14 protein-coding genes are annotated in these 25,777 nt (G+C 30.5%); all 14 read left to right on the top strand.

The window, feature by feature from the left end:
* Positions 1–11: 11 nt before the first annotated feature.
* Entirely contained in the window at positions 12–1,205 is a 1,194-nt protein-coding gene (locus Q0776_RS00965) for a glycosyl hydrolase family 17 (RefSeq protein WP_298365108.1), read from the top strand.
* A 33-nt stretch (positions 1,206–1,238) separates the two neighbouring features.
* On the top strand, positions 1,239–2,678 hold the full coding sequence (locus tag Q0776_RS00960; protein ID WP_298363726.1) for an MFS transporter: 1,440 nt from the start codon (positions 1,239–1,241) through the stop codon (positions 2,676–2,678).
* Between the two features lie 40 nt (positions 2,679–2,718).
* Positions 2,719–3,717, top strand: coding sequence for a glycoside hydrolase family 2 TIM barrel-domain containing protein (locus Q0776_RS00955; protein ID WP_298363725.1), 999 nt, complete (start codon positions 2,719–2,721; stop codon positions 3,715–3,717).
* A 474-nt stretch (positions 3,718–4,191) separates the two neighbouring features.
* The gene (locus Q0776_RS00950) at positions 4,192–4,719 is read left to right on the top strand and encodes a DUF4402 domain-containing protein (RefSeq protein ID WP_298363722.1); all 528 of its coding nucleotides are present in this window, start codon (positions 4,192–4,194) and stop codon (positions 4,717–4,719) included.
* Between the two features lie 97 nt (positions 4,720–4,816).
* Positions 4,817–5,665 (top strand): molecular chaperone, encoded by an 849-nt coding sequence (locus tag Q0776_RS00945; RefSeq protein ID WP_298363717.1) that lies wholly within the window; start codon positions 4,817–4,819, stop codon positions 5,663–5,665.
* Between the two features lie 47 nt (positions 5,666–5,712).
* Positions 5,713–6,225: a DUF4402 domain-containing protein gene (locus Q0776_RS00940; RefSeq protein ID WP_298363716.1), complete on the top strand. Its 513-nt coding sequence runs from the start codon at positions 5,713–5,715 to the stop codon at positions 6,223–6,225.
* Positions 6,226–8,853 carry a carboxypeptidase-like regulatory domain-containing protein gene (locus tag Q0776_RS00935; protein ID WP_298363715.1) on the top strand — a complete coding sequence of 876 codons (2,628 nt, stop codon included), beginning with the start codon at positions 6,226–6,228 and terminating at the stop codon, positions 8,851–8,853.
* Between the two features lie 2 nt (positions 8,854–8,855).
* The gene (locus Q0776_RS00930) at positions 8,856–19,709 is read left to right on the top strand and encodes a hypothetical protein (RefSeq protein WP_298363713.1); all 10,854 of its coding nucleotides are present in this window, start codon (positions 8,856–8,858) and stop codon (positions 19,707–19,709) included.
* Positions 19,710–19,945: 236 nt separating this feature from the next.
* Complete coding sequence (locus Q0776_RS00925) at positions 19,946–20,359, top strand: response regulator (RefSeq protein ID WP_298363712.1); 414 nt, start codon at positions 19,946–19,948, stop codon at positions 20,357–20,359.
* Positions 20,360–20,364: 5 nt separating this feature from the next.
* Positions 20,365–20,916: a heme NO-binding domain-containing protein gene (locus tag Q0776_RS00920; RefSeq protein WP_298363711.1), complete on the top strand. Its 552-nt coding sequence runs from the start codon at positions 20,365–20,367 to the stop codon at positions 20,914–20,916.
* Complete coding sequence (locus tag Q0776_RS00915; protein WP_298363710.1) at positions 20,903–23,269, top strand: PAS domain S-box protein; 2,367 nt, start codon at positions 20,903–20,905, stop codon at positions 23,267–23,269. Before Q0776_RS00920 ends, Q0776_RS00915 begins: the two co-directional genes overlap by 14 nt.
* A 3-nt stretch (positions 23,270–23,272) precedes the next feature.
* Positions 23,273–24,406, top strand: coding sequence for an FIST N-terminal domain-containing protein (locus Q0776_RS00910; protein WP_298363708.1), 1,134 nt, complete (start codon positions 23,273–23,275; stop codon positions 24,404–24,406).
* Entirely contained in the window at positions 24,406–25,455 is a 1,050-nt protein-coding gene (locus tag Q0776_RS00905; protein WP_298363706.1) for an ATP-binding protein, read from the top strand. Before Q0776_RS00910 ends, Q0776_RS00905 begins: the two co-directional genes overlap by 1 nt.
* Positions 25,452–25,772, top strand: coding sequence for an Hpt domain-containing protein (locus tag Q0776_RS00900; protein ID WP_298363704.1), 321 nt, complete (start codon positions 25,452–25,454; stop codon positions 25,770–25,772). The genes Q0776_RS00905 and Q0776_RS00900 overlap by 4 nt, the downstream gene beginning before the upstream one ends.
* Positions 25,773–25,777: the final 5 nt, after the last annotated feature.

The raw sequence follows: 25,777 nt of genomic DNA, 5'->3' as shown, positions 1-25,777 counted from the left end.
TAATTTTAATAATGAGTTGTTCAGAACAATCAGAAAAAAAAGATTTAAATGCAGCAGATATTTTGGGAAACCCCGAATATTTAGCAATTTCTTATGGTGGATACAGAGAAAATACACGCGATATTCAGCCAACAATTGAGGAACTAAAAGAAGATATGAAGTTATTAAATGTTATGGGTGTTAAAATTTTAAGAACCTATAATGTTCATTTGGCACAAGCTTCAAACTTGTTAAAAGCTATTTCAGAATTGAAAAAAGAAGATCCAAATTTTGAAATGTATGTAATGCTTGGCGCTTGGATAGATTGTAAAAATGCATTTACAGATTTAGAACCAGATCATTATCAAGAAAGCGATAGAAACGCTGTAGAAATTGCAACAGCAGTAGCATTGGCAAAACAATATCCTAAAATAGTAAAAATTATTGCGGTTGGTAACGAAGCAATGGTTCGTTGGGCAACTAGTTATTTTGTACAACCAAATGTAATTTTAAAGTGGGTAAACCATTTGCAAGAATTAAAACAGCAAGGAGAACTTCCAAAAGATTTATGGATAACAAGTTCTGATGATTTTTTATCATGGGGTGGAGGAGATCCAAGTTACCATACACCAGATTTAGAAGCATTGGTTAAAGCAGTTGATTATGTTTCTATGCACACTTATCCTATGCATAATTCTTTCTACAATCCACAATTTTGGAATGTTCCAGTTGAAGAACAAAACTTATATGAAGAAGAAAAAGTTGAAAAAGCAATGATGCGTGCAATTGATTTTGCAAAAAAACAATTTCGAGATGTTTCAAATTATATAAAAAGTATAGATTCTACTAAAACTATTCATATTGGTGAGTCTGGTTGGACAACTTTAGCGAATGAAAATTACGGAGAAACAGGATCAAGAGCTGCAGATGAATACAAAGCAGGTACTTATTATAAGTTAATGAGAGAATGGACTAAAAAGGAAAACATTTCTTTATTCTATTTTGAAGCTTTTGACGAGCAATGGAAAGATGCAAAAAATCCATTAGGATCTGAAAACCACTTCGGGTTAATAAATTTAAAAGGTGAAGCTAAATATGCAATTTGGGATTTAGTTGATAACAATACTTTTAAAGGATTAACTAGAAATGGACAAAACATTTCAAAAACATATAATGGTGATTTAAAAGCGCTAAAAAGCGAAGTTTTAACACCTCCACAAAAATAGTATTGCAATATAACCTTAACAAAACCAATTAAAATGACAAATTACACAACAGCACCAGAAGATAAAGTCTCACTAGGCCAAAAAGTTGCGTTTGGATCTGGACATTTAGCCAATCAATTATTTCCAGCAGCATTAGGTGTTTTTATGGTTGTTTTAGTAATGTCGTTAGGTATGAATCCAGTTTTAGCAGGATTATTAGGTGCTTTACCAAGACTTTTAGACGCAATAACTGACCCAATTATGGGATTTATTTCAGATAATACAAAGTCTAAATGGGGACGTAGAAAACCTTATATTCTAATAGGTAGTGTTCTTTCGGGTGTAGCCTATATGATTATGTGGCAGTTAAATCCTGAAGATTCTGAAATGTATAATTTCTTTTATTTTTTAATAGTTTCACTTTTCTTTTATATTGGCTATACCATTTTTGCTACTCCATTAATTGGTTTAGGTTACGAAATGACTCCAGATTATAATGAACGTACCCGTTTAATGGCAGTATCTCAATTTATGGGACAAATGGCTTGGGTTATTGCTCCTTGGTTTTGGGTAATTATTTATGATCAATCAATATTTGAAACAGCACCCGAAGGAGCTAAAATAATGGCTATTTGGGTTGGAGGTTTGTGTATGGTTTTAGGAATTTTACCCGCTATTTTTAATAAAGAAATGGAGGTTGATAAAAGTAAATTGAAAAACCTTTCAATGAGCGAATTAGCATCAAATTCAAAAGAATTTATAAAAGGTATTGTATTAACTGTAAAAAATAAACAGTTTATGAAATTATGCGGTGCAACATTTTTTATTTTTAACGGATATCAAACTGTAGCTCAGTTTTCATTTTTTATTATTGTATACTACTTATTTAAAGGTGATACAGTAGCAGCTGGCTCTTGGCCTGCTTGGTTTGGAACTTTAAGTGCATTGGCAACTATGTTTTTAGTAATTCCTATTATTACCAGAATTTCTGAAAAAATTGGAAAACGAAAAGCTTTTATATTTGCAACTTTACTTTCAATTATTGGCTATGTTTTAAAATGGTGGGGTTTTGATCCCGGTAATCCTTGGTTAATGTTTATGCCTATTCCTTTCCTTTCTTTTGGTATTGGTGGTTTGTTTACATTAATGATGTCTATGACAGCTGATGTTTGTGATTTAGATGAATTAAACAATGGTGAGCGTAGAGAAGGAATGTTTGGAGCTGTTTACTGGTGGATGGTGAAGTTAGGAACAGCCTTGGCAATGCTTACAAGTGGTATTGTTTTACAACTAGTTGGTTTTGATGAAAGTATTAAGGTTCAGTCAGTTGAAACACTTACTAATTTACGTTTAGCAGATATAATAATACCTATAGTTGCCGCATTAATTGCCATTGTCCTAGTTTGGAGATACAATATAACAGAAGAGAGGTCACATGAAATAAGAAAAGAATTGGAAGTTAAAAGAGAAAAAACTATTGTTAAAAATTCATAAGAATTAGTTGCTACTATTGTTAATCTTTATTATTTATAATATGAAACTTAAAATTTTGTACGTAACCGTTAGTATTTTTTTGTTTTTTTCTTGCGAGTATAAAATAGAAAAAGTTACTATTTCAAATAGTCAAATACTTGTTAAAAATAAAGCATATTTAATTAAAGGAATTTGCTATCATCCTGTTTCAAAGGGCAATGATAAAAGATCTTTTGAAACTATAGATAAAGATTTAAAATTAATGAAAGAGGCTGGAATTAATACAATTCGAGTTTACGAACCCATAGATAATATTGAAGTTTTAGATAAAATTGATAATGCAGGACTAAAATTAATTGTTGGTTTTGGGTACAATCAGAATGGATTTTATGATATACTTTCAGGTACTTTTATTGATTATATACACAAATATAAAAATCATAGAGCTATATTGTTTTGGGAGTTAGGAAATGAATATAATTATCATCCTGAATGGTTTGAAGATGATATAAAAAATTGGTATTATGCACTTAACAATGCCGCAGATATAATTCATAAAATAGATAAAAATCATCCTGTTGCAACTGCCCATGGTGAATTGCCAAATGATTTGGCACTAAAATTAAGTACTAATATAGATATTTGGGGAATGAATGTTTACAGATGGGATAATCCAGAGTCTATTTTTATAGAATGGAGAAAGGTTAGTTCAAAGCCAATGTATTTGTCTGAGGCTGGAGCCGATAGTTTTATGACTATAGCAAAAGATGGTTATAAAAAAGGTGTTAATGAAAAAGCTCAGGCTGATGCTACAAAAAATATTTTGCAGTCAACATTTAATAATATCGAAACTTGTTCTGGAGTGGCAGTTTTTTCTTTTACAGATGGTTGGTGGAAAGCAGGTGAACTTAACGAGCAAAATTCTGGAGGTTGGGCACCAAATAGCAGTGGCGTCCCATTTGATGGTACACCAAATGAGGAATATTGGGGTATTGTTGATATAGATAGAAATAAAAAAGAAGTTTTTGAAGTAGTTAAAACTATATTTAAAAATAAATAGATGAAAAATGTCAGTTAGAAAAGAAAAAAATATTGTTTTTGGCTGTCATAAATCACGAAAATAAATCTAAAATCAACTTCAAGATTTGTTTTTGAAAACCTTGTAAAATCAAGAGTATAGCATTTAATTTAGTCCTTTTCGAAGAGGGCTAAAAACGTTAAGATGTAATTTCAGAAATATAAATTAGGAAAATTAAGAAAGTTATTAAGCCTTGTAAAAATAGGTTTGCATATTTTCTTGTACTGAGGGAAACAACTCATTTCATTGCTCAATTTTTTATCTTCTTAATTAAAACAATTTGACTTTTATCAGAGTGTTGTAATTTTTTTTAATGTCATTTATTTAAAATATCGTGTATTTTATATAACTAAATGAGTATCTGATTAATATAAAATATGATAAAAATCAGTTTTATTAATTAATTAATTGTTATTTTCGCCAACTAAATGTCTTAATATATTAAACCCTAGAACAATGAAAACAAAATTATTCAACTTAGTAGCTATTTTTATGATAGCTATTTTCTCAAACAATTTAATGGCACAGACTACAGCCTCAGCTACTAATAATGCTAAATGTACAATTATTGCACCAATTGCTATAACAGCTGGTGTGGATTTGGAGTTTGGAGATATTATTAAGGGTGCTGGAGATGTAATAGTGGCGACTGATGGAAGTAGAACTATACCTGCTGCTATGAAATCTGGAGCGCAACTTGGTACAATTGCTGCAGCCACCTTTTCAGTTGCTGGAGAGGCTAGTTATACTTATGCTATTACTTTACCAGCTGATGGGGATGTTACTATAACTGAAGGTACCGATCCAATGAACGTGAATACGTTTACTGTTTCAACTGCTACAGATGGTGATGCTGATTTAGATGGAACTCTTAATGGTTCAGGAGCTGATACAATTTCTGTTGGAGCTACATTAACTGTTGCGGCTGATCAAGCAACGGGAGATTATACAGGTACGTTTAGTGTTACAGTTGCTTATAACTAATTGTTTTTAGATTTATCACTCAAATACTTCACTTTGATTCTATTGTGAAGTTTTTGAGTATATCTTAATACATGCAAAAATTTTAATTTGAATCGATATGGTTAAACAGGTTTATGATTCATTTTTCAATTCAATTTTCCTTAAGTATATTCTGTTACTATTTTTTCTTGTTGCTACAGCGAGACCTATATTAGCGCAAGGTGATCTATTAATTTATCCTAAACGTGTTATTTTTGGAGGAAGTAATAATATTGAAAAATTAACGCTTGCAAACACAGGCAAAGACACAGCTATATATAATATTTCTTTTATTGAATACAAAATGAATCAAAAGGGAGAGCTTAAAATAATTTCTGCAGCTGAAGAAGGTTTGCAGTTGGCTTCCTCAAATATTCGTTTTTTTCCACGTAAAGTTACTTTACCTCCAAATGAATCGCAGATTGTAAAAGTGCAACTTAGAAAAAGTCAAGATCTCTTGGATGGAGAATATCGTTCTCATTTATATTTTAGAGCTGAGGAAAAAAGAGTCCCATTAGGAATGATGAACAAAAAAAAAGACTCTAGTTTTTCTGTTAAATTAAAACCTGTTTTTGGAATTTCAATTCCTTGTATTATACGTAAAGGTGTAAATACAACAACAGTATCTATTTCAGATTTACAATTGGTTAAAGAAAATGACAAATACAATGTGCTATTTAATTTAAATCGTAATGGAAATATGTCTGCTTACGGAGATTTCACTGTAAATTACGTGTCTTCTAATAATACAAATTATGAAGTAGCAATATTGAAAGGCGTTGGGGTCTATACACCTGGAAATTTAAGAAAAATGAAATTGAAGTTAAATAAGCCAGAAAATGTAACCTTTGATGGAGGCTTGTTTAATGTAGTTTTTACAGAAAATGAAAGTAAAAAAGTACTTGCAACAGCTAGTTTAAGCTTGTAAAAGCCTTACTATATTACTTTTTTCGTCGTCTTACAAAACATAATAATATGTTAAGTACAAAAATAAACTCATTTAAATTACTGCATTTGTTGTTATTTATAACTGTTTATTTTTTTACTTATAACTTAACTGCTCAGCCAGCCTTACCAGATAGACAAATTACAGTATTACCAACCCAACCAATAGATTTTGGAGTTTTTTATGTAAATGGAGCTGGCACTATTGAAGTAGACTATCAAGGAAATGTTACTACCACAGGAGGTGTTATTTCAATAAATACAACTTCTGTTACACCTGCTATTTTTGAAATAAAATTGTGTCAGGGTAGAAGAGTTACTATAGATTATGATTATTCTGTAATGATTAATGGAAGTAATGGTGGTCAATTGGAACTTGTTATAGGCCCAACAGAAAGAGGAGTAAGTGGTGATGAATTTCCCGTAGATGCTAATTGTAATTTTATTACTGTTTTGCGTGCTGGGGGTAAATTAAATGTGCCTGCAAACGCTATTCCTGGAGAATATACAGGTAGTTTTCCAATAACTTTTACGCAAGAATAGATGAGAGGTAGAAAAACATATGGAACCTCTTATATTTTACAATCAAATGAAAAATGTACTAAGTTAAGTCTATTTTGTTGTTTTTTTTTACTCAGTTTTATTACGGTTAGTGCAAATGATTATTTTAAAGAAATTCCTCTAGAGCCAATTAATGAATTTGATGAAGTTCCTGTTGAAATTATAGTTAGTGGTTATTTAAGGTTTGAAGCCGATGTAATAATTACAGATACACAATTGGTTTACATAAATGTAGAAGAGTTGTTTAAAAATTTAGGAATTTCTTGTGAGGTGGATAATGATCGAAATATATTAAAAGGATTTATTGAAAATGAACAAACAAAATATACCATAGATTTTAATTCAAAGCAAATTATAAAGAATGGTAATATAATTAAATCGGTTAATGGTATTGTAAAGGAATTAGGTGCGATTTATGTAGAAACTAGGATTTTAAACGAGGCTTTTGGATTAAATATGTTATTTAATTTTCGAACTTTATCAATTATATTAAAAGCTGATTTTGAATTACCTTTAGTAAAACAGGCAAGACTTGAAAAAGTAAGACAAAATGTAACAAAATTGCAGTCTAAGGAAGAAATTGTTATTGATAAAATTATTGATAGAGATTATCATTTATTTAATGGTGGAGCACTTGATTGGTCAATTTCTTCCAATCAGCAAGAAGGAGAAAAAACTAACAATCGATTTTCTTTAGGATTGGGTAGTGAATTATTGTTTGGAGAAGCTAATATATCTTTCAATTATTATGATCAAACAAAACTTGATAGGCGTCAGCTTTATTATAATTGGCGCTGGGTAGATAATGACAATAGTTATATTAAACAAGCTCAAATTGGTAAAATAGGATCACAATCGATTGCTTTTTTAGGAGCCCCTGTAGTTGGAGCAAGTTTTAATAATTCTCCAAATACCATACGTGAAGCCAAAGGAACTTATACTATAAGTGAGTATACAGAGCCCAATTGGACTGTTGAATTATATATTAATGACATCCTTGTAGACTATACCGAGGCAGACGCTTCTGGTCTGTATGTATTTAATGTTCCAATAGTATATGGTTATACTACTCTAAAAATGAAATATTTTGGACCTTTAGGAGAAGAGCGAATTGAGGAAAAAATTATGAATACTCCTTATACGTTAATGCCAGCTAAAGTGCTAGAATATAATGTTTCAGGAGGTATGTTGGAAGATGAAGATAATAGTACATTTGGACGAGGAGAAATCAATTATGGAGTTAATAGGTTTATTACCATTGGTGGAGGTGCAGAATACTTATCTAGGATTGTAGATAACCCTTTAATTCCGTTTGCAAATATATCGTTTCAGCCCTTTTCTAGGATGATGATTAATATGGAATACGCCCATAATGTAAGTCTAAAAGGATTATTAAATTTTAATTTAGGTAGAAGCGCTTTTCTAGAAGTTGATTACAGTAAATTTGTTGAAGGACAGCAAGCTACTTTAAACAATACAAATGAAGAAAGAAAATTTCGTTTATCGCTGCCCTTTAAAATAAAAAAGATTAGTGTTAATTCAAAATTAAGTTTTAATCAATATTTATATAATGTATTTGAATTTAATCAATTAGATGCATTTTTTTCAGGAAGGTATAAAAATTATTCAGCTAATGCTTCAATAGCTTCTAACTGGGTTGGTAATAGAGATCCGTTTATGAGTACTACTTTAGCTTTTTCAAGAAGAACCAGAAATGGGTTTATATTACGTCCATCGGTTCAGTATAACATTACCAATAATAAAATGATGCGTTATCGTGCTGAAATTGAAAAAAGAGTGTCTAAAATGTCTTTCTCAGCTTCTTACGAGCGAAATATTCAATATGCTACAGATAATGTGTTTTTTAGTTTTAGATATGATTTGCCTAATGCACGATTAGGTTTTTCTACATCTTATAGCAATGATAAACTAAATTTTTCAGAAAATGCGCAAGGAAGTTTGGCATTTGGTGGAGATAATTATGTGAGAAGTGGTAATAATTCCGCCTTAGGTAAAGGAGGTATTTTATGTTATCCCTTTGTTGATTTAAACCAGAATGGTAAAAAAGATAAAGGAGAAAAATTAGTGTTACTCAAAAATGTAAGAGTAAGTGGAGGAAAAGCGATGATTAGTGAAAAAGATTCTATTGTTCGAATTTCTGATTTAAATGCGTTTATTAATTACAATGTAACATTTTCAAATAATGATTTAGACAATATTTCTTGGCGTTTTAAACACAATACTTACCAAATATTAGTAGATCCAAACCAATATAAAAAAGTGGATATTCCAATTGAAGTTATGGGAGAAGTAAGTGGAATGGTTTACCTGAAGAATAATGATAATTTAAAGGCGCAAGGAAGAATTACAATTCAAGTTTATAATAGTAAAAGGGAAAAAGTAGCTGAAGTATTGAGTGAATCTGATGGGTATTTTAGTTATTTGGGTTTACCACCAGGAAACTACAATGTGAGTGTTGATGCTAGTCAGCTAGATAAGTTAGGGTATCAAGCCACACCGTTAACTCAAAATATTGTAATTAAACCATTGGTAGATGGAGACATAGTTGAGGGTTTAAATTTTGAACTAAAAACACGTAAACAAAAGTAATTATGAAAACAAAAATTTTAGCTTTCATATTATTTTTATTTATTCAATTTAATGTATTGGGTCAAGCAGTTGCTTCATCAAATTATGCCATTCAAACAGGTGTATTAGGGGCTGAGTATAGTTGGATAGATAGTTCTTCAGGAACTCTATTGTCATTCTCACCTAGTCAAGATGATGGGATAACATCTATTCCTTGGCCATTTAACTTTAGTTTTTATGATAATAACTACACCTCTACTAGTAATTTAAGTATTGCATCTAATGGATTTATACGTTTAGACGGTGATGCTAACACAAGTTACACCGATGCTACAAATTATAACTTAACAAGTGCTGATACAAGTTTTGGGCAGATCATTGCTTTAGCACTAACTGATGGAAATACATCAGAAAGTGGCTCTAGTGTGAAATATTTAGTCACCGGTTCTTCTCCAAATCGAATATTAACTATTGAATATAACAATTTAGAGATTGATTGGAATGACAATAAATATGCAGATGTTCAGGTAAGTTTTTATGAAACTGAAAATAAAATTGTTCTAAAATTAGGACAATTTGATATTACAGAAGATGGAGTTGATATGGGGCTTCATAGTGGTGTGAATGGCTATTTTAATAAATGGCAAGAACTTAAGAACGGAACAGAAAACACTTATATAGAATATACACGAACAACACCTCCAGTTGGTCCGTTGGCAAGTTGGAATTATGGTGTAATTACTGGGAGTAATGGAACTACCTATAACTGGATTGATTGTTCATTAGGTGATAATATTGTTAGTGGTAATAACAAAAAAGCGGAAATTTCTTGGCCTTTTGACTTTCGTATTTATGATAATAATTACACAACAGATGATTATTTAAGTGTTACAACTAATGGTTTTATTAGGTTCGATGATCTTGCAAACACAAGAAGGCAAGATGCTGAATCGTATGATTTAACAAGTGCAGCAACTCAACTTGGACAAATAATTGGACTGGGAGTATACGGGACAAAAGTAGGTGATAATGGCGGTTGGGTAAAATCTTTAGTTACAGGAAATGCACCCCAAAGGGTATTTACTATTGAATACAATAATTTAGAAATTGACCGTAATGATAAGAAATATGCAGATTTACAAGTTAGTTTTTATGAATCTACCAATAAAATTGTTCTAAAACTTGGATCGAAAGACATAACAAAAACTGGAGTTGATATGGGGCTTCATAGTGGTGTTAGTACATTTTTTAATAAATGGCAGGAAGTTCAAAGCGGAACTGAAAATACATGGATAGAATATACTCCACCCTTTATTGAGGTAAATGCAACTTTGGGAACATCATTAGCTTATTATTCTAGCTTAAAAGATGCATTTGATAAAATAAATACAGGAACACATAGAGGGAATATTACTATAAAAATAAATGATAACACAGTAGAAACAAGTTCTGCTGTTTTAAATGCTAGTGGAAGTGGTCTTGCGGAATATGCTATTGTAAATATATACCCTACTAAAAGTGGACTTTCAATTAGTGGTAACCTTTCAACTCCTTTAATAGATTTAAATGGAGCGGATAATGTAATATTTGATGGGCGCGTTAACGGTCTTGGTTTATCAAAAGACTTAAGTTTTATTAATAATAGTACATCAAGTACGGCGGGCACATCAACTTTTCGATTTATAAATGGGGCCAAGAATAACACTATAAAATATTGTGAAATTAAAGGTTCTGAAACGAATACTTCAAGTGGTGTTTTGTTTTTTTCAACTACAAGTTCTTTTAATAGCAATGATAATAATACAATAGAAAATAATGATATTTCCACGGCAATTACAAACGAAAGGCCTGTTAATGTCATTTACTCTTCAGGTATTTCAGGTGGTGAAAATAGAGGAAACATTATAAGTGCTAACAATATTTACAATTTTTTTAATAGTGGTATAGCATCCAATGGTATTTTTCTTTCAACATATACAACAGATTGGATTATAGAAAGTAATAGTTTTTATGAGACACTCCCTTTTACAGGAACAGCTGCAGTAGGTTATAATGCTATTAGAATAGACAATACTGGAGGAAATAATTTTAATATTTCAGACAATTTTATTGGAGGATCTAGTCCTCAATGTAACGGCTCCGCTTGGGCCAAAACTAATGCTACAAACAATACTTTTAATGCTATAAGTTTAAATGTTGGAACCTCTTCTGAAAGTTCAATTCAAAACAATACAATTCGAAATTTTAATTGGAGTAATTCTGCAAACGGTAGCTGGACTGGGATACAAATTTTGGGTGGAAATGTAAATGTTGGAAACGTAACAGGAAATACTATTGGAAGTCTTACTGAAAATAATTTAGTAACAGTTACAGGTAGTACTTCGGGGTTAAATGTGTACGGGATTCATATTTTAAGTGCAGGAACAGTTAATTGCCAAAAGAATAACATAGGGTCGATAACAACTGCTAATGGAGGTGCATTTGCATCTAATATTTTTGGAATTAATAAATCATCAACTCCGGGTTCAACAACTATTAGCAATAACTTTATTGGTAGTACTACAGTTGCAAATAATATAAATGCAAGTTCGGCTAGTACAAGTAATAATCAAGTTGTTTATGGAATTTACAATAATGGTTTTGGTGTTATATCCATTTCAAATAATACAATTTCTAGTTTAACAAATGGAACAACAAATACCTCAACTGGTACTTTGGGGGTTGTTCAAGGTATTAATTCTAATGCAGGATCAATTACTGTCTCTAATAATAATATATTTAATTTAGTAAATTCAAATGCAAATATAGAAGTTAATAATAATGCTTCGGTTTGTGGTATTTCCTTAACAGGAACTACAAGCAATAAAACGATAAAAGGAAATATAGTTTATAATTTATCAAATACCAACACATTATTTTCGGGAGCGATAATTGGATTGTATTATGCAGGAAGTACCGTTGGAAATAATGTTGTTTCGGAAAACTTTATTCATAGTTTAACTGTAGATCCAAGTTCATCAAATGGATCTATTTATGGTCTTAAAATTGAATCGGGAACAACTATTTATTCTAATAACATTATTAATTTAGGAGGAGATACGGCAACTAATGTATACGGTGTTTATGAAACAGGTATTGAAACAAATAATAATACTCTTTATTTTAATACTATTTATATTGAAGGGAACATAACTTCAGGAAGTACGGAAAAGTCATATGCATTATTTAGCAATGCATCCACAAATACAAGAGACATTAGAAATAATATTTTTATGAATGCTCGTTCAACTGTGGGTGGTACAAACTTGCATTACGGTGCGTATTTTAATTATTCTTCTAATACAAATATTACTTTAGATTTTAATAATTATTTTGTGTTAGGAACAGGTGGTGTTCCTGGATTTTACAATGGAGTTAATAAATCTTCATTGCCTATAGTCTCAGGACAAGATTTAAATAGTTTATCAATTAATCCAATATTTAAAAATGCTGGAGGTACCAACTATTTAGATTATATAGCTTCGGGTATTTTAACGGGAGTTGATTGTTCTATTTTATTAGATTTTGAGGGAATTACTAGAGATAGTCCACCAAAAATTGGAGCCTTAGAATCTTCGCTTCCATTTGTGTGGGAAGGAACTGTAAATAATGATTTTTCAAACCCTTCAAATTGGGAAAATGGAGCAGTTCCACCAAATGGAGCTAATATTACATTTGCAACTTCTCCCACCAATGATTGCTATCTCGATCAAAATAGAACGTTAAGGAAAATAACCAATACAAGTAATAAAAAGTTTGTACTTAATGGCAAACAGTTAACTTTAACGTATGGGCTTGTTTCGAGCACATTAGACCAAATAGATGCTACATCTATTTCCTCTACAATTGTATTTGCTGGTAGTTCGGCACAAAATTTAACTTCTTCAAATTTTACATCAAATACAATTTATGGGTTAATAATTGACAATAGTAATGGATTAAATCAAGATGGTGATATTATTATTGAAAATCAATTAACGCTTACCAATGGAGCTTTTTCAATTGGAGCAAATACTTTAACAATAAATGGTAATGTTACAACCACTTTAGGAACTTTAATAGGTGGTAATTCGAGTAATATTATAATTGGAGGAAATGGTGCCAATACAAGTATACCAAGTTTAGTTACTAATAATTTTGAATTAAATCGCTCAAATGGGATTAGTTTAGAAGGCGATTTAACTGTTACTGGTAGTTTAGATTTAATAAATGGTTCTTTAACCCTTGATGGAAATACGTTAACAATTGCTACAAATACAATTAACATAACAGATGGAGACATTGTAGCTAATCAAACATCTGATACTGTTGATTTTCAAAATACTACTGGTTATACAATAGCGTCTTCTTTGTTTAATAACTCAGAAATTGAAAATTTTACCATAAGTGGAGAGGGAGGAATTACTTTAAATAACAATCTAACTGTAATAGGTGTTTTAAATTTACAAAATTCTAATCCTTCAGCAACTAAGGGATTGTTAGATGTAACTTATACAGATGATAGCATTTATAATGAATTAATAATGGGGCCGAACTCCACCACAGAAGGACATGGAGATGTTACAGGGGTTATAAGTAGGTATTCATTTATAGAAGGTAATAGTTATACTTTTGGAAATAAAAATACGTTTGCGGCATTTAATATAGGTGCATTATCATTACCTACATTTTTAAAAGCAAGAGTAACAATAGGTACTGCAATTTCTGGTAATTCGGGACTGTTAACCGATCCAATAAAACGATCTTACGACCTAATTCAATCTGGAGGAGATAAAAGTATAGCTACCTTTAGAGCTTCTTATTTGGACTCTGAACTTAACGGAAATGTTAAAGAAGATTTATCTTTTTGGACTCCAACAAACTATTCACTTCAACCACCTCCAGTTGATAGTGGAAGATCAAACTTTAATTTAAGCGAAAATTGGTTGGAATTAGCAGATGTTAACATCTCTTTTTTTCCATCAGTTTTTGGTTACTTCCCAATTACGATGGACGAATCCGGACTTAGCTACAAGGAATGGATTGGAGAATATAGTACAGATTGGAATAACTCATTAAACTGGATTCCAAGTGGGGTTCCTGATATAAATTCGTTTGTACGTATTCCAGATGCTTCAACAACAAATTTCGACCCAACTTTACCTTCAAATGAAGATACAGAAATAATGAAAATTGTACTCGAATCAGGAAGTATTTTAAATTCGGGAAATAGTGATAATGCTATACTAACTCTAACAGATAATATTGGAACTTGGAGTAATAATGGAGGAACTTTTAATGCTGGAAATAGTACTATTAAATTTATAAGAAAAGATGATGTAAATCACCTCCCTTTTGAAGGTATCACAACTATATCGGGAAATACTACGTTTAATGATATTTATGTTGGTGAACTAACAACGCTTTCAATGGTTGCAAATACAACAATGAAAATTTCTGGAGCCATTATAATTAATGAAGTTGGTGCAGATCGTGGGGTATTAAATACAACATTTGCAGGTGAAACAATTGTAGAATATAATGGTGCAAATCAAACAGTAGTTATTCCAAATACTACTTCAAATACCTACTCCACATTAATTTTAAGTGGAACTGGAATTAAAACAATGCCCGGAGCTGATTTAATTATAAAAAAAGATTTTAAATTGGATGATTCGGCAACGGCAACCGCTTTGTCTTCGATAACAGTAAAAGGGGAAACGCATGTTGAAGCATCGGCAACATTTATAACTGGGGCATTTAATCATTATTTAGAAGACCTTCTAGATATTGATGGAATGTTTACAACTTCAATTGGAAATACAATTACTTTAAATGGTATAAAAGAACAGTTAATACTAGGTGACGCACCAGTAACCTTCAACAATTTAAAAATTAACAATGCGAATAATGTTAAAATGTTAACAGATATAGAAATAAGCAATAACTTAATTCTTTCAAATGGTAATTTAAATGTTGGTGAAGTTCAATTAGATATTAATGGTGGAGTTTCAAAAACAAATGGATTTATTTTTGCAGATTTTGATTCTTCCCTAGCATTTGGAAACACTTCATCTTTGGTTTTACCAAGTAATTTGTTTTATGGAACAGCCACTTTTAAAAATTTGACAATTAATAGTGTTGGTGGTGTAATAATGGGGCAGGATTTAACAATAAATGGAATTTTAGATTTACAAAGTGTAAACCCAACATCATCAATTGGAAGTTTAGATACGGGAAATAATACTTTATTTATGAGTTCTTTGGCCACCACTACTGGTTTGGGTGATGTTACGGGTACTGTAAGAAGAGAGCATATATTTGATAACAACAAAAGTTATTCTTTTGGAAATGTTAATACCAATATTACATTTGATGATACCAACTTAAAACCAACTTGGGTAGCCATTAAAATAGCAATTGGTACAGTACCTACTTGGGCTAGTTACACACCAAATGGCCAAATAAAAAGGTTGTATCAAATTGCGCGTTCTGAGAATGCATCTTCATCATTGGCTACGATTAATATGCACTACCTTCCGTCAGAGCTAGACGGGACTTATAATGACGAGTCGCAACTAACATTTTGGCATAAGTATATAAATTATAGTGGAGGTACGCCGCATGAACATGGACCTTCTAATCAGGATTTTGTAAATTATTCGCTTCAAATTACAGGTTTTCCATTGGGTTCTAGTGTGACTGAAAATTTGAGTGAATCAGAAGTTACAATGGCCTATTCATTAAGTACAAAAAATACATGGCTAGGGATTGTAGCCGGACATGAAACCGAATGGGAACAACCAAATAATTGGACTCGAAGTCATGTGCCGTTGTCAACCGAGGAAGTTTTAATTCCGGGGGGATTAACCCATTACCCATCTCTTACTTCAACTGCAAATGCGGTAGCAAACACATTAGAAATAGCATTGGGTGCTTCAATTACAGCAAATTCTGAAACCATTACTATTAGTGGAGCTGGAGGTGCTTGGGAGAATAGAGGGACGTTTTACCCTGGAACAGGAAAAGTGCTTTTTAATCATGGATTACCTAATGAAATTGTTACAATAGCTGGAGAAACAGACTTTTATGATATTGAAGTAGCTGAAAATACTACTTTTCAGCCAGTTGCCGGAAATATTCTAAGAATTTCTGGTGCTGGAACAGCATATGCATCAAGTATTGTAGATCTTTCAAGTATAGATAATACGGTAGAGTGGACGGGAGCAAATCAAACAATTGTTAACCCTAATGGTATTGGTGGAGATAGTGGTTATTATAATTTAATTATTGGCGGAAGCGGGACTAAAACCATGCCAACAAATTCAATGAATATAAATGGTAATTTTAGTGTTTCAGGTACTACTTCCGTTACGGCTGCAGAGTCTATATTTGTTCAGGGTAATACTACTATAGAAACCGGTTCTAGTTTTGCAACTGGTAATTTTAATCATTCACTTGGAGGTGATTTTGAAAACAATGGTACGTTTATAGGAACTTCAGGAGGAATGGTAACATTTAATGGAACTTTAGCGCAATCAATATTAGGTACTTCTTCGAGTAATTTTGATAATTTAGCAATTGATAATTTATTAAATGTTAATTTAATATCTAACATAAACGTAAATAATGAATTACAATTACTAGGAGGGAATTTATTAGTTGGTAATTCTACGTTAGGAATTAATGGAACCATAAGTAATCCATCAGGAGCAATTGAAGTAAATTCAGCTTCCAATCTTGTCTTTGGGGGGGCTTCTGCATTAACACTTAATAATAATTTATTTAGTAATAATCCTCAAGTAAATAATTTAACAATAAATCGTTCGGGTGGTGTTTCCTTAAGTAATCAAAGTATAACTGTTAATGGCGTTTTAGATGCTATTTCAGGAACATTAAACCTATTAGATAATACGCTCACATTTTCTGGGAGTTCTCCAATAAGAACAACAGGTACTATTGATGCTAGTAGTACAAATTCAGGTTTGATATTTTCAAATACATCATCTATTAATTTGCCAGTGAACTTATTTGCTGGAGATATTACCAATTTTACGGTAAATGGTTCTGGTGGTGTAATTTCTAATGGAGATATATCTATAACTGGATTTTTGAATTTAGAGAGCAATAACCCATCTCTAACAAAAGGCAGCTTAGACATGGCGTCATCTAGTATTATTGATATGGGAGAAAACGCAATAACAATGGGTATTGGAGATGTTACAGGAATTGTTAGAAGACAGCATACTTTTTTAGATGGAATTGAATACAGCTTTGGTAATAAATTTACCAGTTTAAATTTTTTAAATGTTCCAGGAGGAATTAAACCAACATGGGTAAAATGTAAGATTAGTATTGGAGACTCTCCAAGTTGGAGAAGCGATGCTATTAATCGAATTTATAGTTTTGCTCAAAGTGGAGGAACGGATCGTATGATTGTGAAATTACATTATTTAGATAATGAATTACATAGCCCAGAAACAGATGAATCTAAATTGGTATTTTGGGACGCTTATGATGAAACACACACTACGCCAAATAGTTTCGATAAGTTTTATCCCCGCAGTTTTAATTTTAGAAATGGAGGTGAAAACTGGATACAACTATCAGGGCCAGCTATAAATTATATTGCTACTTCAAATTTATTAGATGTTAAACAGTGGAGTTTGAGTTATTCTAATGTTGGAGCGCATTTACATACATGGACAGGAAATGGTTCTCCAACTTATGATGGTGATTGGAGTTTGCCAGGAAATTGGGATGGTGGTGTTCCAGAGGAAAATTGTCCTGTTTTAATTCCGCACCCAAGTTCTTTACCGTCAGATAATAATGGAGATTTTTATCCGTCTAAAAATTTACTTCCAACAATTTCACCAGCTTTTGCCAGTTCAATGGAGATTGCAAGCGGGGCAACTTTAGAAATAGAGGAAGATTATACTATTACTATTTTTGGAAATGAAAATGCATGGGTAAATAATGGTGTTTTTATTCCCGGAACTGCAACTGTTGTTTTTGACCATCCGTATGATGATGATTTTAATTATGTTTCCATAAGTGGAACCACTAATTTTTATAATGTTACAATTACCGATGAAACTTATATTCAGCCAGAAAATAATAGTGTTATTAGAATTGAAAACTTAATGAATTTTCAGACTAGTAGTATTCTTGATTTTTCCACAACCAATAATACAATAGAATACAACGGAGCAGATCAAGGGGTAATTAATCCAAATGGAGGCGCAACAGGATACAATAATTTAATTCTTAGCGGAACAGGAATTAAGTCGTTACCTACTAATACAATGCAAATATTAAATGACTTTTCTTTAACTGGGAGTGCTTCAGCAATTACAAAAAATAATTTAACCGTTGGTAGAAACCTAGACTTGGCCAGTACTTCTAATTTAACAATTGCGGGGGGAAGAACACTTACGGTTAATGGAAATATTACAAATTCAGTAGGTTATTTAGGGTTTTTATTAAAATCTACAACAGATGGAACTGCATCCTTAATTCATAATACAGATAACGTTCAAGCCACAGTTGAGAGATATATTAGTGGAAATGCAGAGGATTGGCATTTACTCTCATCTCCGGTGTCAAATCAAACTATTGTTGGTTCAAATTGGTTGCCAAGTGGTTCATATGGAAATGGAACGGGATATGATTTATATGTTTGGGACGAACCAACTCCTTGTTGGGTATATCAGCCAAACTTATCGGCAACTCCAAGTTGGTCAACTGTTCATCCAGCTTCTAATTTTGTTCCAGGTAGAGGTTATTTGTATTCGGTTGAAGAAGAGAATCCTACAAATGAGTTTAAAGGTAATTTAAATAATGGAACAATAAGCTACCCAATAACTGCTAATAGTACTGCTGATCCATTATTAAAAGGTTTTAATTTAATAGGTAATCCATATCCAAGTGCAATTGATTGGAAGTCATCTTCAGGATGGACACGATCAAATTTAATTGATTCTGGTGGTGGCTATGATATGTGGATTTGGAATCCTGCGGCTAATAATTATGGAGTTTTTAACTCTTCGGGTACAACAGGTACCAATTCTGTTAACCAATATATTGCTTCTATGCAAGGCTTTTTTGTTAGAGCAGAAAGCAACGCAAATATAAGTATGACCAACAACGTTAGATTACATACTGGGGCGAGCAATTGGATGAAACCAAGCAAAAGTACAAACATACTTAGTAGTGTAAAAGTTAGAATAACTTCTGATTCAGGCTTAGGTTTCGATGAGGTTTTATTTCAATTTGGACATAATTCTAATGAATTTGGTGCAGCTAAACTTTTTAGTACAATAAAAGAAGCTCCTTCTACCTATTTAAATGTTGGGAAAGAAAATTTATCTGTTAGATACTTAACCGATACCATTGATAATCCAATGGTGCCAATAATGTTTAAACCAGGTAAAGATGGAAAGTACACTTTAAACATAGAAGTAGATTATGGTAGTTATAATTATTTAATATTGGAGGACAAGAAAACTGAAACATTACATAATTTATTAGAAAATCCGAATTATAAATTTCAAGCAACACTTAAGGATAATAACGATAGATTTGTAGTTCATTTTAAACCAATAGAATCAATACCAGAGGTAAGTTTAGATTTATCGGCGTTAATTTATTACAATGAAAATCAGGTAATTGTAGATTTGTCTTCGGTTAAAGAAAAAACTAACGTTAAAATTGTTGATATGCTTGGTAGATTGATTTTGAGTAAAACAGTTGAAGGAAATAATATTCATTATTTTAATGTGCCTAAAACTACTCAAATATTAATTGTGACAGCTAAAAGTGAGAATAAAATAAAAAGAAAAAAGATTCTTATAAATTAATATTTTAAAAACTTTAAAATAGTTAATGAGATTATAATTCTATCTCAATTTAATAAAGCCTTACTTTTAATTTGTTAAGGCTTTTCTTATACTTATAGAAAGAGTCTATTTTTAAAATTCGTTTATCGACAGTTTTCAACCATTCGTCGATAGTTAATTTGTTTTGAGCGAGATTAAAGAAGCAAGACACTACATAATTACGATATTTATTCTCAATTAATAAAATTTCTTAAAAAATGGATAAAAAATTAACAATACTTCTAATTGAAGATGATATGATTGAAGTAATGAAGTTAAATAGAACAATTTCTAAACTTGATTATCCTCACAAAATAATTGAAGCTAATAACGGAGAAGATGCATTGAAAATTTTGTATAAAAAAGATAGATTGCCCGATATTATTTTGTTAGATTTAAACATGCCAAAATTAAATGGTATAGAATTTTTAAGTATTCTAAAAAATGATAATGAATTAAAATATATACCTACTGTAATTTTAACCACATCTAATAACCGAAAAGATATGTTAGAGTGTTATAAAATTGGAGTATCGGGTTATGTAATTAAGCCTCTTAAATTTAACGATTACGTTGAATTAATAAAAAGAGTTTTAGACTACTGGAGCGCTAATGAATTAATAAAAGGTTAATTAAAATGAAAGGAATTGTATTTACAGAGTTTTTGGAAATGGTTGAAGAAACATTTGGTTTAGAAACTGTTGATTATATTTTATATAAATCAGAACTAAAATCAAAAGGTGTTTATACTTCGGTTGGGACATATGATTTTTTTGAAATGCTTAGTTTAATTTCTAACCTAAGTGAAAAGGTTAATATGCCAGTACAAGATTTAATTTATGCGTATGGGTTATATTTTTTCAAAGTATTACATCGTCAACATCCAGATATTATAAATTATTATAATTCGCCTATAAATTTGTTGGAATCTGTTGAAAACCATATCCATGTAGAAGTGAGGAAATTGTATCCTGGGGCAGAATTGCCTACATTTAAAATAAATAGAAAAGATGATAAGTCAATAGAAATGATTTATTATTCAGACCGAGGATTGTATATGTTTGCCAAAGCTTTAATAGAAAAAACTTTTGAGCATTATAATAAAAATGCCGTTGTAAATTACACATTGTTGAAAGAGGATGGTACTGAGGTTCTATTTCTAATTTCAGAAAAAAATGGAGAACAATAATAAAGTTGAAATATTAGAAAGAGCACTTCAAAGAGAAAAGGCGGCAAGAAAAGCAGCAGAAAAGATTCTTGAAGAAAAATCTTATGAATTATACAATTTAACCCAAGAGTTAAAAATTTCAAACGAAAAACTAGAAGATTCTTTAAGTCAAAAAACATCGGAATTAGAAGGTGTTTTCTTAAATATTGTTGATGCCTATATTGTTATGGATATTATGGGCAATGTTTTAAATATGAACGAAGCCGCAGTTGAAATGCTGGGTTATGATGCAAGCAAAGAATCATTTAATTTAACTTCAATTGTTACTGAAGATTATTTAGAATATACAGAAAAAGCTTTTAAAAAATTATACGAAAAAGGCTATTATAAAGATTATCAAGCTGTAATTAAAACAAAAAACAGCGGAGATAAATTAGTTCAGGTAAATTCTAGTATTATTTATAATAAAGAAGGAAAACCAATTGCAGCCCAAGGAATTTTAAGAGATATTACACAAGAAAATATTTACAAAGAACTAATAGAGCAACAAAAAAAACAGTTAGATATTATTGTAGATCATTCTCCTATTGGAATTTCATTATCTAGGAAAGATGACGTTGGGTTAATTATGGCAAATAATTCTTTAGCTCAAATGCTTGGTTATTCTCACGAAGAATTAAAAACAATAAAACTTCAGGATATTACATATTTAGAAGATAAAGATGTTTCAGCTGTTAAACGTAATAAGTTGTATAATAACGAAATAGATTCTTATTTTTTAGACAAAAGATATGTAAAAAAAGGAGGTGAAATAGTTTGGGCTAAAACTTCTGTTACGGGTGTAAAAGACAATAAAAACAATGTTAAATACCATGTTACTACAATTGAAGATATCACTCAAGAAAAAGAGGCAAAAGAAAAACTTAAAGATTCAGAAAATAGGCTATCAACTTTAATAGGTCATCTTCAAACAGGAATATTATTGGAAGACAATCACAAGAATATTCAAGTTGTAAACAAAAAGTTTTGTTCATTATTTGATTTATTTGATGATGAATTAGCAATACAAGGAAAAAAAGTATCTCATTTTCATGAAAAAGCAAAACACCTTTTTAAAAAACCAGATTATTTTTTAAATACCAATAATCTAGTTTTACAAAAAAACGATGATGTTTATAAACAAGAGCTTGAATTAAATGATGGTAGAGTTTTTGAAAGAAATGGAATTCCAATACTCCAAGATGGAGTTTATAAGGGCTATTTATGGAGCTATGATGATATAACTATTGGTAAGAGATATGAAGAAAGTTTAGAAGCTCAAAGAGAAAAATATAGCAGTATAATTGCTAATATGAATTTGGGTTTACTCGAAGTTGATAACAACGACGAAATTTTATTTGCAAACCAAAGTTTTTGTGAATTAAGTGGTTATTCATTAAATGAATTAGTTGGAAAAAAAGCAGCAGAATTAATTTTAAGTAAAGAAAGCTCTAAGGTATTTTATACCAAAATGAATAATAGAGAACAAGGGATTTCAGATTCATATGAAGTAAATGCAATATCTAAAAGTGGCGACATTAAGAATTGGCTTATAAGCGGCGCTCCAAATTATAATGTAAATGGAGAAATAGTTGGTTCAATTGGAATTCATTTGGATATTACCGAACAAAAAAATTTAGAAAAGCAAAAAGAAGAATTACTGAAAAGTTTAGAAAAACAGAATGAACAATTAAATGAATATGCACATATTGTTTCGCACGATTTAAAATCGCCATTAAGAAGTATTTCGGCTTTGTTAAGTTGGACTAAAGAAGATTTTGAAGAGAAATTAGGAGAACAGAGCTTGGTTAATTTAAACCTAATGGAAGATAAGGTTGAGAAAATGGATAAGCTAATAGGTGATATTTTAAATTATTCAAGTATTGAAGACGAAGGTATGAATTATGATCTTGTTGATGTAAATAATATTATAAAAGATATTGTACACATTATTTTTATTCCAGATCATATAAAAGTAGTTACCAAACAAAAATTACCAATTATAAAAGCCGATGCAACAAGGATACAGCAGCTTTTTCAAAATTTAATTGGTAACGCAGTAAATTATATTGATAAAGAAATGGGTTTGGTTGAGGTTGATTATTCCGAATCGGAAGATTTTTATACCTTTTCAATTAAAGATAATGGTGTTGGTATTCCAAAAGAATATCACGAGAAAATATTTAAAATGTTTAGCACTTTAGGTAATTATGAAAATTCATCAGGAATTGGATTAAATATTGTAAAAAAAGTAGTTGAATTATATAAAGGAAAAATTTGGATCGAAAGTGAAGTAGGAATTGGAACTACTTTCTTTTTTAGTATAAAAAAGTAATATATGAAGGTAGTACAAGCTAAAAAAACTAAAAATGGAAGGTGGGAATATTTATCGGAAAATAAATCCCTAAAAAACCCACTAGTATTGGTTTTTGGAGGACGATTCGAATTGGAAAACAAGGAAGTAATTGATAATGTAAGAAAAGAATTTCCGTATAAAAATTTAGTTTTTGGTTCAACTTCAGGAGAAATAATAGGAGAGCACGTTTTAGATACATCAATTGTTGTAACTGCTATTGAGTTTGAAAAAAGCTTATATGTTGTGAAAACTGCTAATATTTTTGATTTTAATAAAAATGCTAAAAATTTAGGAGAAAGTTTAATTAAAGAGTTGCCAAAAGAACATTTAAAACATGTTTTTGTTTTATCAGAAGGAAGTTTTGTAAACGGAAGCGCTTTAATTGAAGGAATTGAATCTTCTTTTTATGATAAAATTTCGTTAACTGGTGGAATGTGTGGAGATGGAGCAAGGTTTGAAAAAACACTTGCATCATATAAAGATAATCCTAAAGAAGGAGAAGTAATTATAATTGGCTTTTATGGAGATGCATTAGAAATTTCATTTGCAAGTTTTGGAGGTTGGAGACCGTTTGGACCGGAACGAATTATTACAAAATCGGAGGGAAACATATTATTTGAAATAGATGATTTACCAGCATTAGATTTGTATTCTAAATATTTGGGAGATAAAGCATCTGAGCTTCCTCAGGCATCGTTGCTTTTCCCTTTAAATGTAACTCCAAAAGGAAAATCGAAACCAGTAGTTAGAACCATTTTATCTATAAATAAAGAAAATAATTCAATGATATTGGCAGGTGATGTACCTGAAGGATCTAAAGTTCAATTAATGATGGCATCTGTAGATGCAATTGCTGATGGCGCATATGAAGCTGCAAAATTAGCAATGGAAAAAAGAGTAAATAAACCACAATTAGCATTGTTGGTAAGTTGTATTGGTCGAAAACTAGTTATGGATCAAAGAGCAGAGGAGGAAATTGAAGAGGTAATAAATGTTATTGGTAAGCAAACTTCGTTAACAGGTTTTTATTCTTATGGCGAAATGGCGCCATTTTATGGAGAAACAGCATGTGAGTTACACAATCAAACAATGACATTAACATTAATTAGTGAATAGTGAATTCGTTACTACTTAGACAAATAAGAAAACATCTTCCAGATGATTTGGTTGATGAAAAAAGATTAGAGAATTTTTTTTCAGCAATAAATCAATCATACGCCAATTATGAAGATCAGTTAAAAATGTCTCAAAGAGCAATGATTATTAGCTCAGATGAATTATTTCAGGCTAATAAAAAGTTAAAGGAAGATGCCGAAATTCAACAAGGAATTATTGAAAACTTAAATTATATTGTAAGAATTTTAAAGCTTGGAGATTCTTCAGAAACGGAGTTAGATATTGATGAAAAAGTAGATTTGGCAAAATTTATTAAAAAGCAATCTAAAGAAATATTAAAAGTAAATAAGCAGCGAGAAGAATTACTTGCCAATTTAGAATTTAAAAATCAAGAATTAAATAATTATGCACATATTGTTTCGCACGATTTAAAATCGCCATTAAGAAGTATTGATTCTTTGGTTAATTGGATTTTGGAAAACGATAATAATAAAATTGATGAGGAAAGTAAAAGCCATTTTCAATTAATATTAAAAAATGTTGAAAAAATGGACGCTATGATTAATGGCATCTTAAATTATTCTACAATAGATAAAGCGGAAGTTGAAAAATATGATGTAGATATACATTATTTAGTTTCAGAATTAAGAGAAGTTTTGTTAATCCCAGAACATGTGCAGTTAATTATACATGACAATTTACCAATAATAGTTGGTGATAAATATAGATTGCAGCAAGTGTTTCAAAATTTACTACAAAATGCTATAAAAAGTATTGATAAAACTAATGGTAAAATTGAAGTTGGTGTAAACGATAAAAACCATTTTTGGGAATTTTATATTAAAGATAACGGAAAAGGAATTTTGGAAAAATACCATAAGAAAATATTTGAAATTTTTCAAAGTATTGATGTTGAGCAAAATACAACAGGTATTGGCTTGTCAATAGTAAAAAGAATTATAGAGTTTTATGGTGGTGAAATTTGGCTTACTAGTGATTTATCCAAAGGAACAACTTTTTATTTTACCATACCAAAAAATACAAAATGACAGAAAAACCTAATTTAAAATATATAAAAGAAATTTCAGGAGGCGATTTAATTTTTGAAGAAAAAATGCTAGAAATAGTTAAAAATGAACTTCCAGAAGAAATAAAAAGTTATGAAACTTTTTTAAAAGAGCAGAATTTTAAACAAGCTGCAGAAATTGTGCATAAAATTAAACATAAAATTAGTACTTTAGGTCTTGAAAAAAGTTATCAGGTTGCAATTGATTACGAAGAAGAATTAAAGAAAAAAATAACAAAATCAAAAACGCAATTTGATACTATTTTAAAAGTTATGGTTAACTTTATAAATCAATATTAAAAAAA

The sequence above is a fragment of the uncultured Lutibacter sp. genome, assembly GCF_947495725.1.
Classification (GTDB): domain Bacteria; phylum Bacteroidota; class Bacteroidia; order Flavobacteriales; family Flavobacteriaceae; genus Lutibacter.
This window is presented reverse-complemented; position numbering and strand designations above follow the sequence as displayed.

Excerpts from the sequence above, each read along its gene's own strand:
- Q0776_RS00965 (WP_298365108.1), top strand. The coding sequence starts at position 12 with ATGAGTTGTTCAGAACAATCAGAAAAAAAAGATTTAAATGCAGCAGAT.
- Q0776_RS00960 (WP_298363726.1), top strand. The coding sequence starts at position 1,239 with ATGACAAATTACACAACAGCACCAGAAGATAAAGTCTCACTAGGCCAA.
- Q0776_RS00955 (WP_298363725.1), top strand. The coding sequence starts at position 2,719 with ATGAAACTTAAAATTTTGTACGTAACCGTTAGTATTTTTTTGTTTTTT.
- Q0776_RS00950 (WP_298363722.1), top strand. The coding sequence starts at position 4,192 with ATGAAAACAAAATTATTCAACTTAGTAGCTATTTTTATGATAGCTATT.
- Q0776_RS00945 (WP_298363717.1), top strand. The coding sequence starts at position 4,817 with ATGGTTAAACAGGTTTATGATTCATTTTTCAATTCAATTTTCCTTAAG.
- Q0776_RS00940 (WP_298363716.1), top strand. The coding sequence starts at position 5,713 with ATGTTAAGTACAAAAATAAACTCATTTAAATTACTGCATTTGTTGTTA.
- Q0776_RS00935 (WP_298363715.1), top strand. The coding sequence starts at position 6,226 with ATGAGAGGTAGAAAAACATATGGAACCTCTTATATTTTACAATCAAAT.
- Q0776_RS00930 (WP_298363713.1), top strand. The coding sequence starts at position 8,856 with ATGAAAACAAAAATTTTAGCTTTCATATTATTTTTATTTATTCAATTT.
- Q0776_RS00925 (WP_298363712.1), top strand. The coding sequence starts at position 19,946 with ATGGATAAAAAATTAACAATACTTCTAATTGAAGATGATATGATTGAA.
- Q0776_RS00920 (WP_298363711.1), top strand. The coding sequence starts at position 20,365 with ATGAAAGGAATTGTATTTACAGAGTTTTTGGAAATGGTTGAAGAAACA.
- Q0776_RS00915 (WP_298363710.1), top strand. The coding sequence starts at position 20,903 with ATGGAGAACAATAATAAAGTTGAAATATTAGAAAGAGCACTTCAAAGA.
- Q0776_RS00910 (WP_298363708.1), top strand. The coding sequence starts at position 23,273 with ATGAAGGTAGTACAAGCTAAAAAAACTAAAAATGGAAGGTGGGAATAT.
- Q0776_RS00900 (WP_298363704.1), top strand. The coding sequence starts at position 25,452 with ATGACAGAAAAACCTAATTTAAAATATATAAAAGAAATTTCAGGAGGC.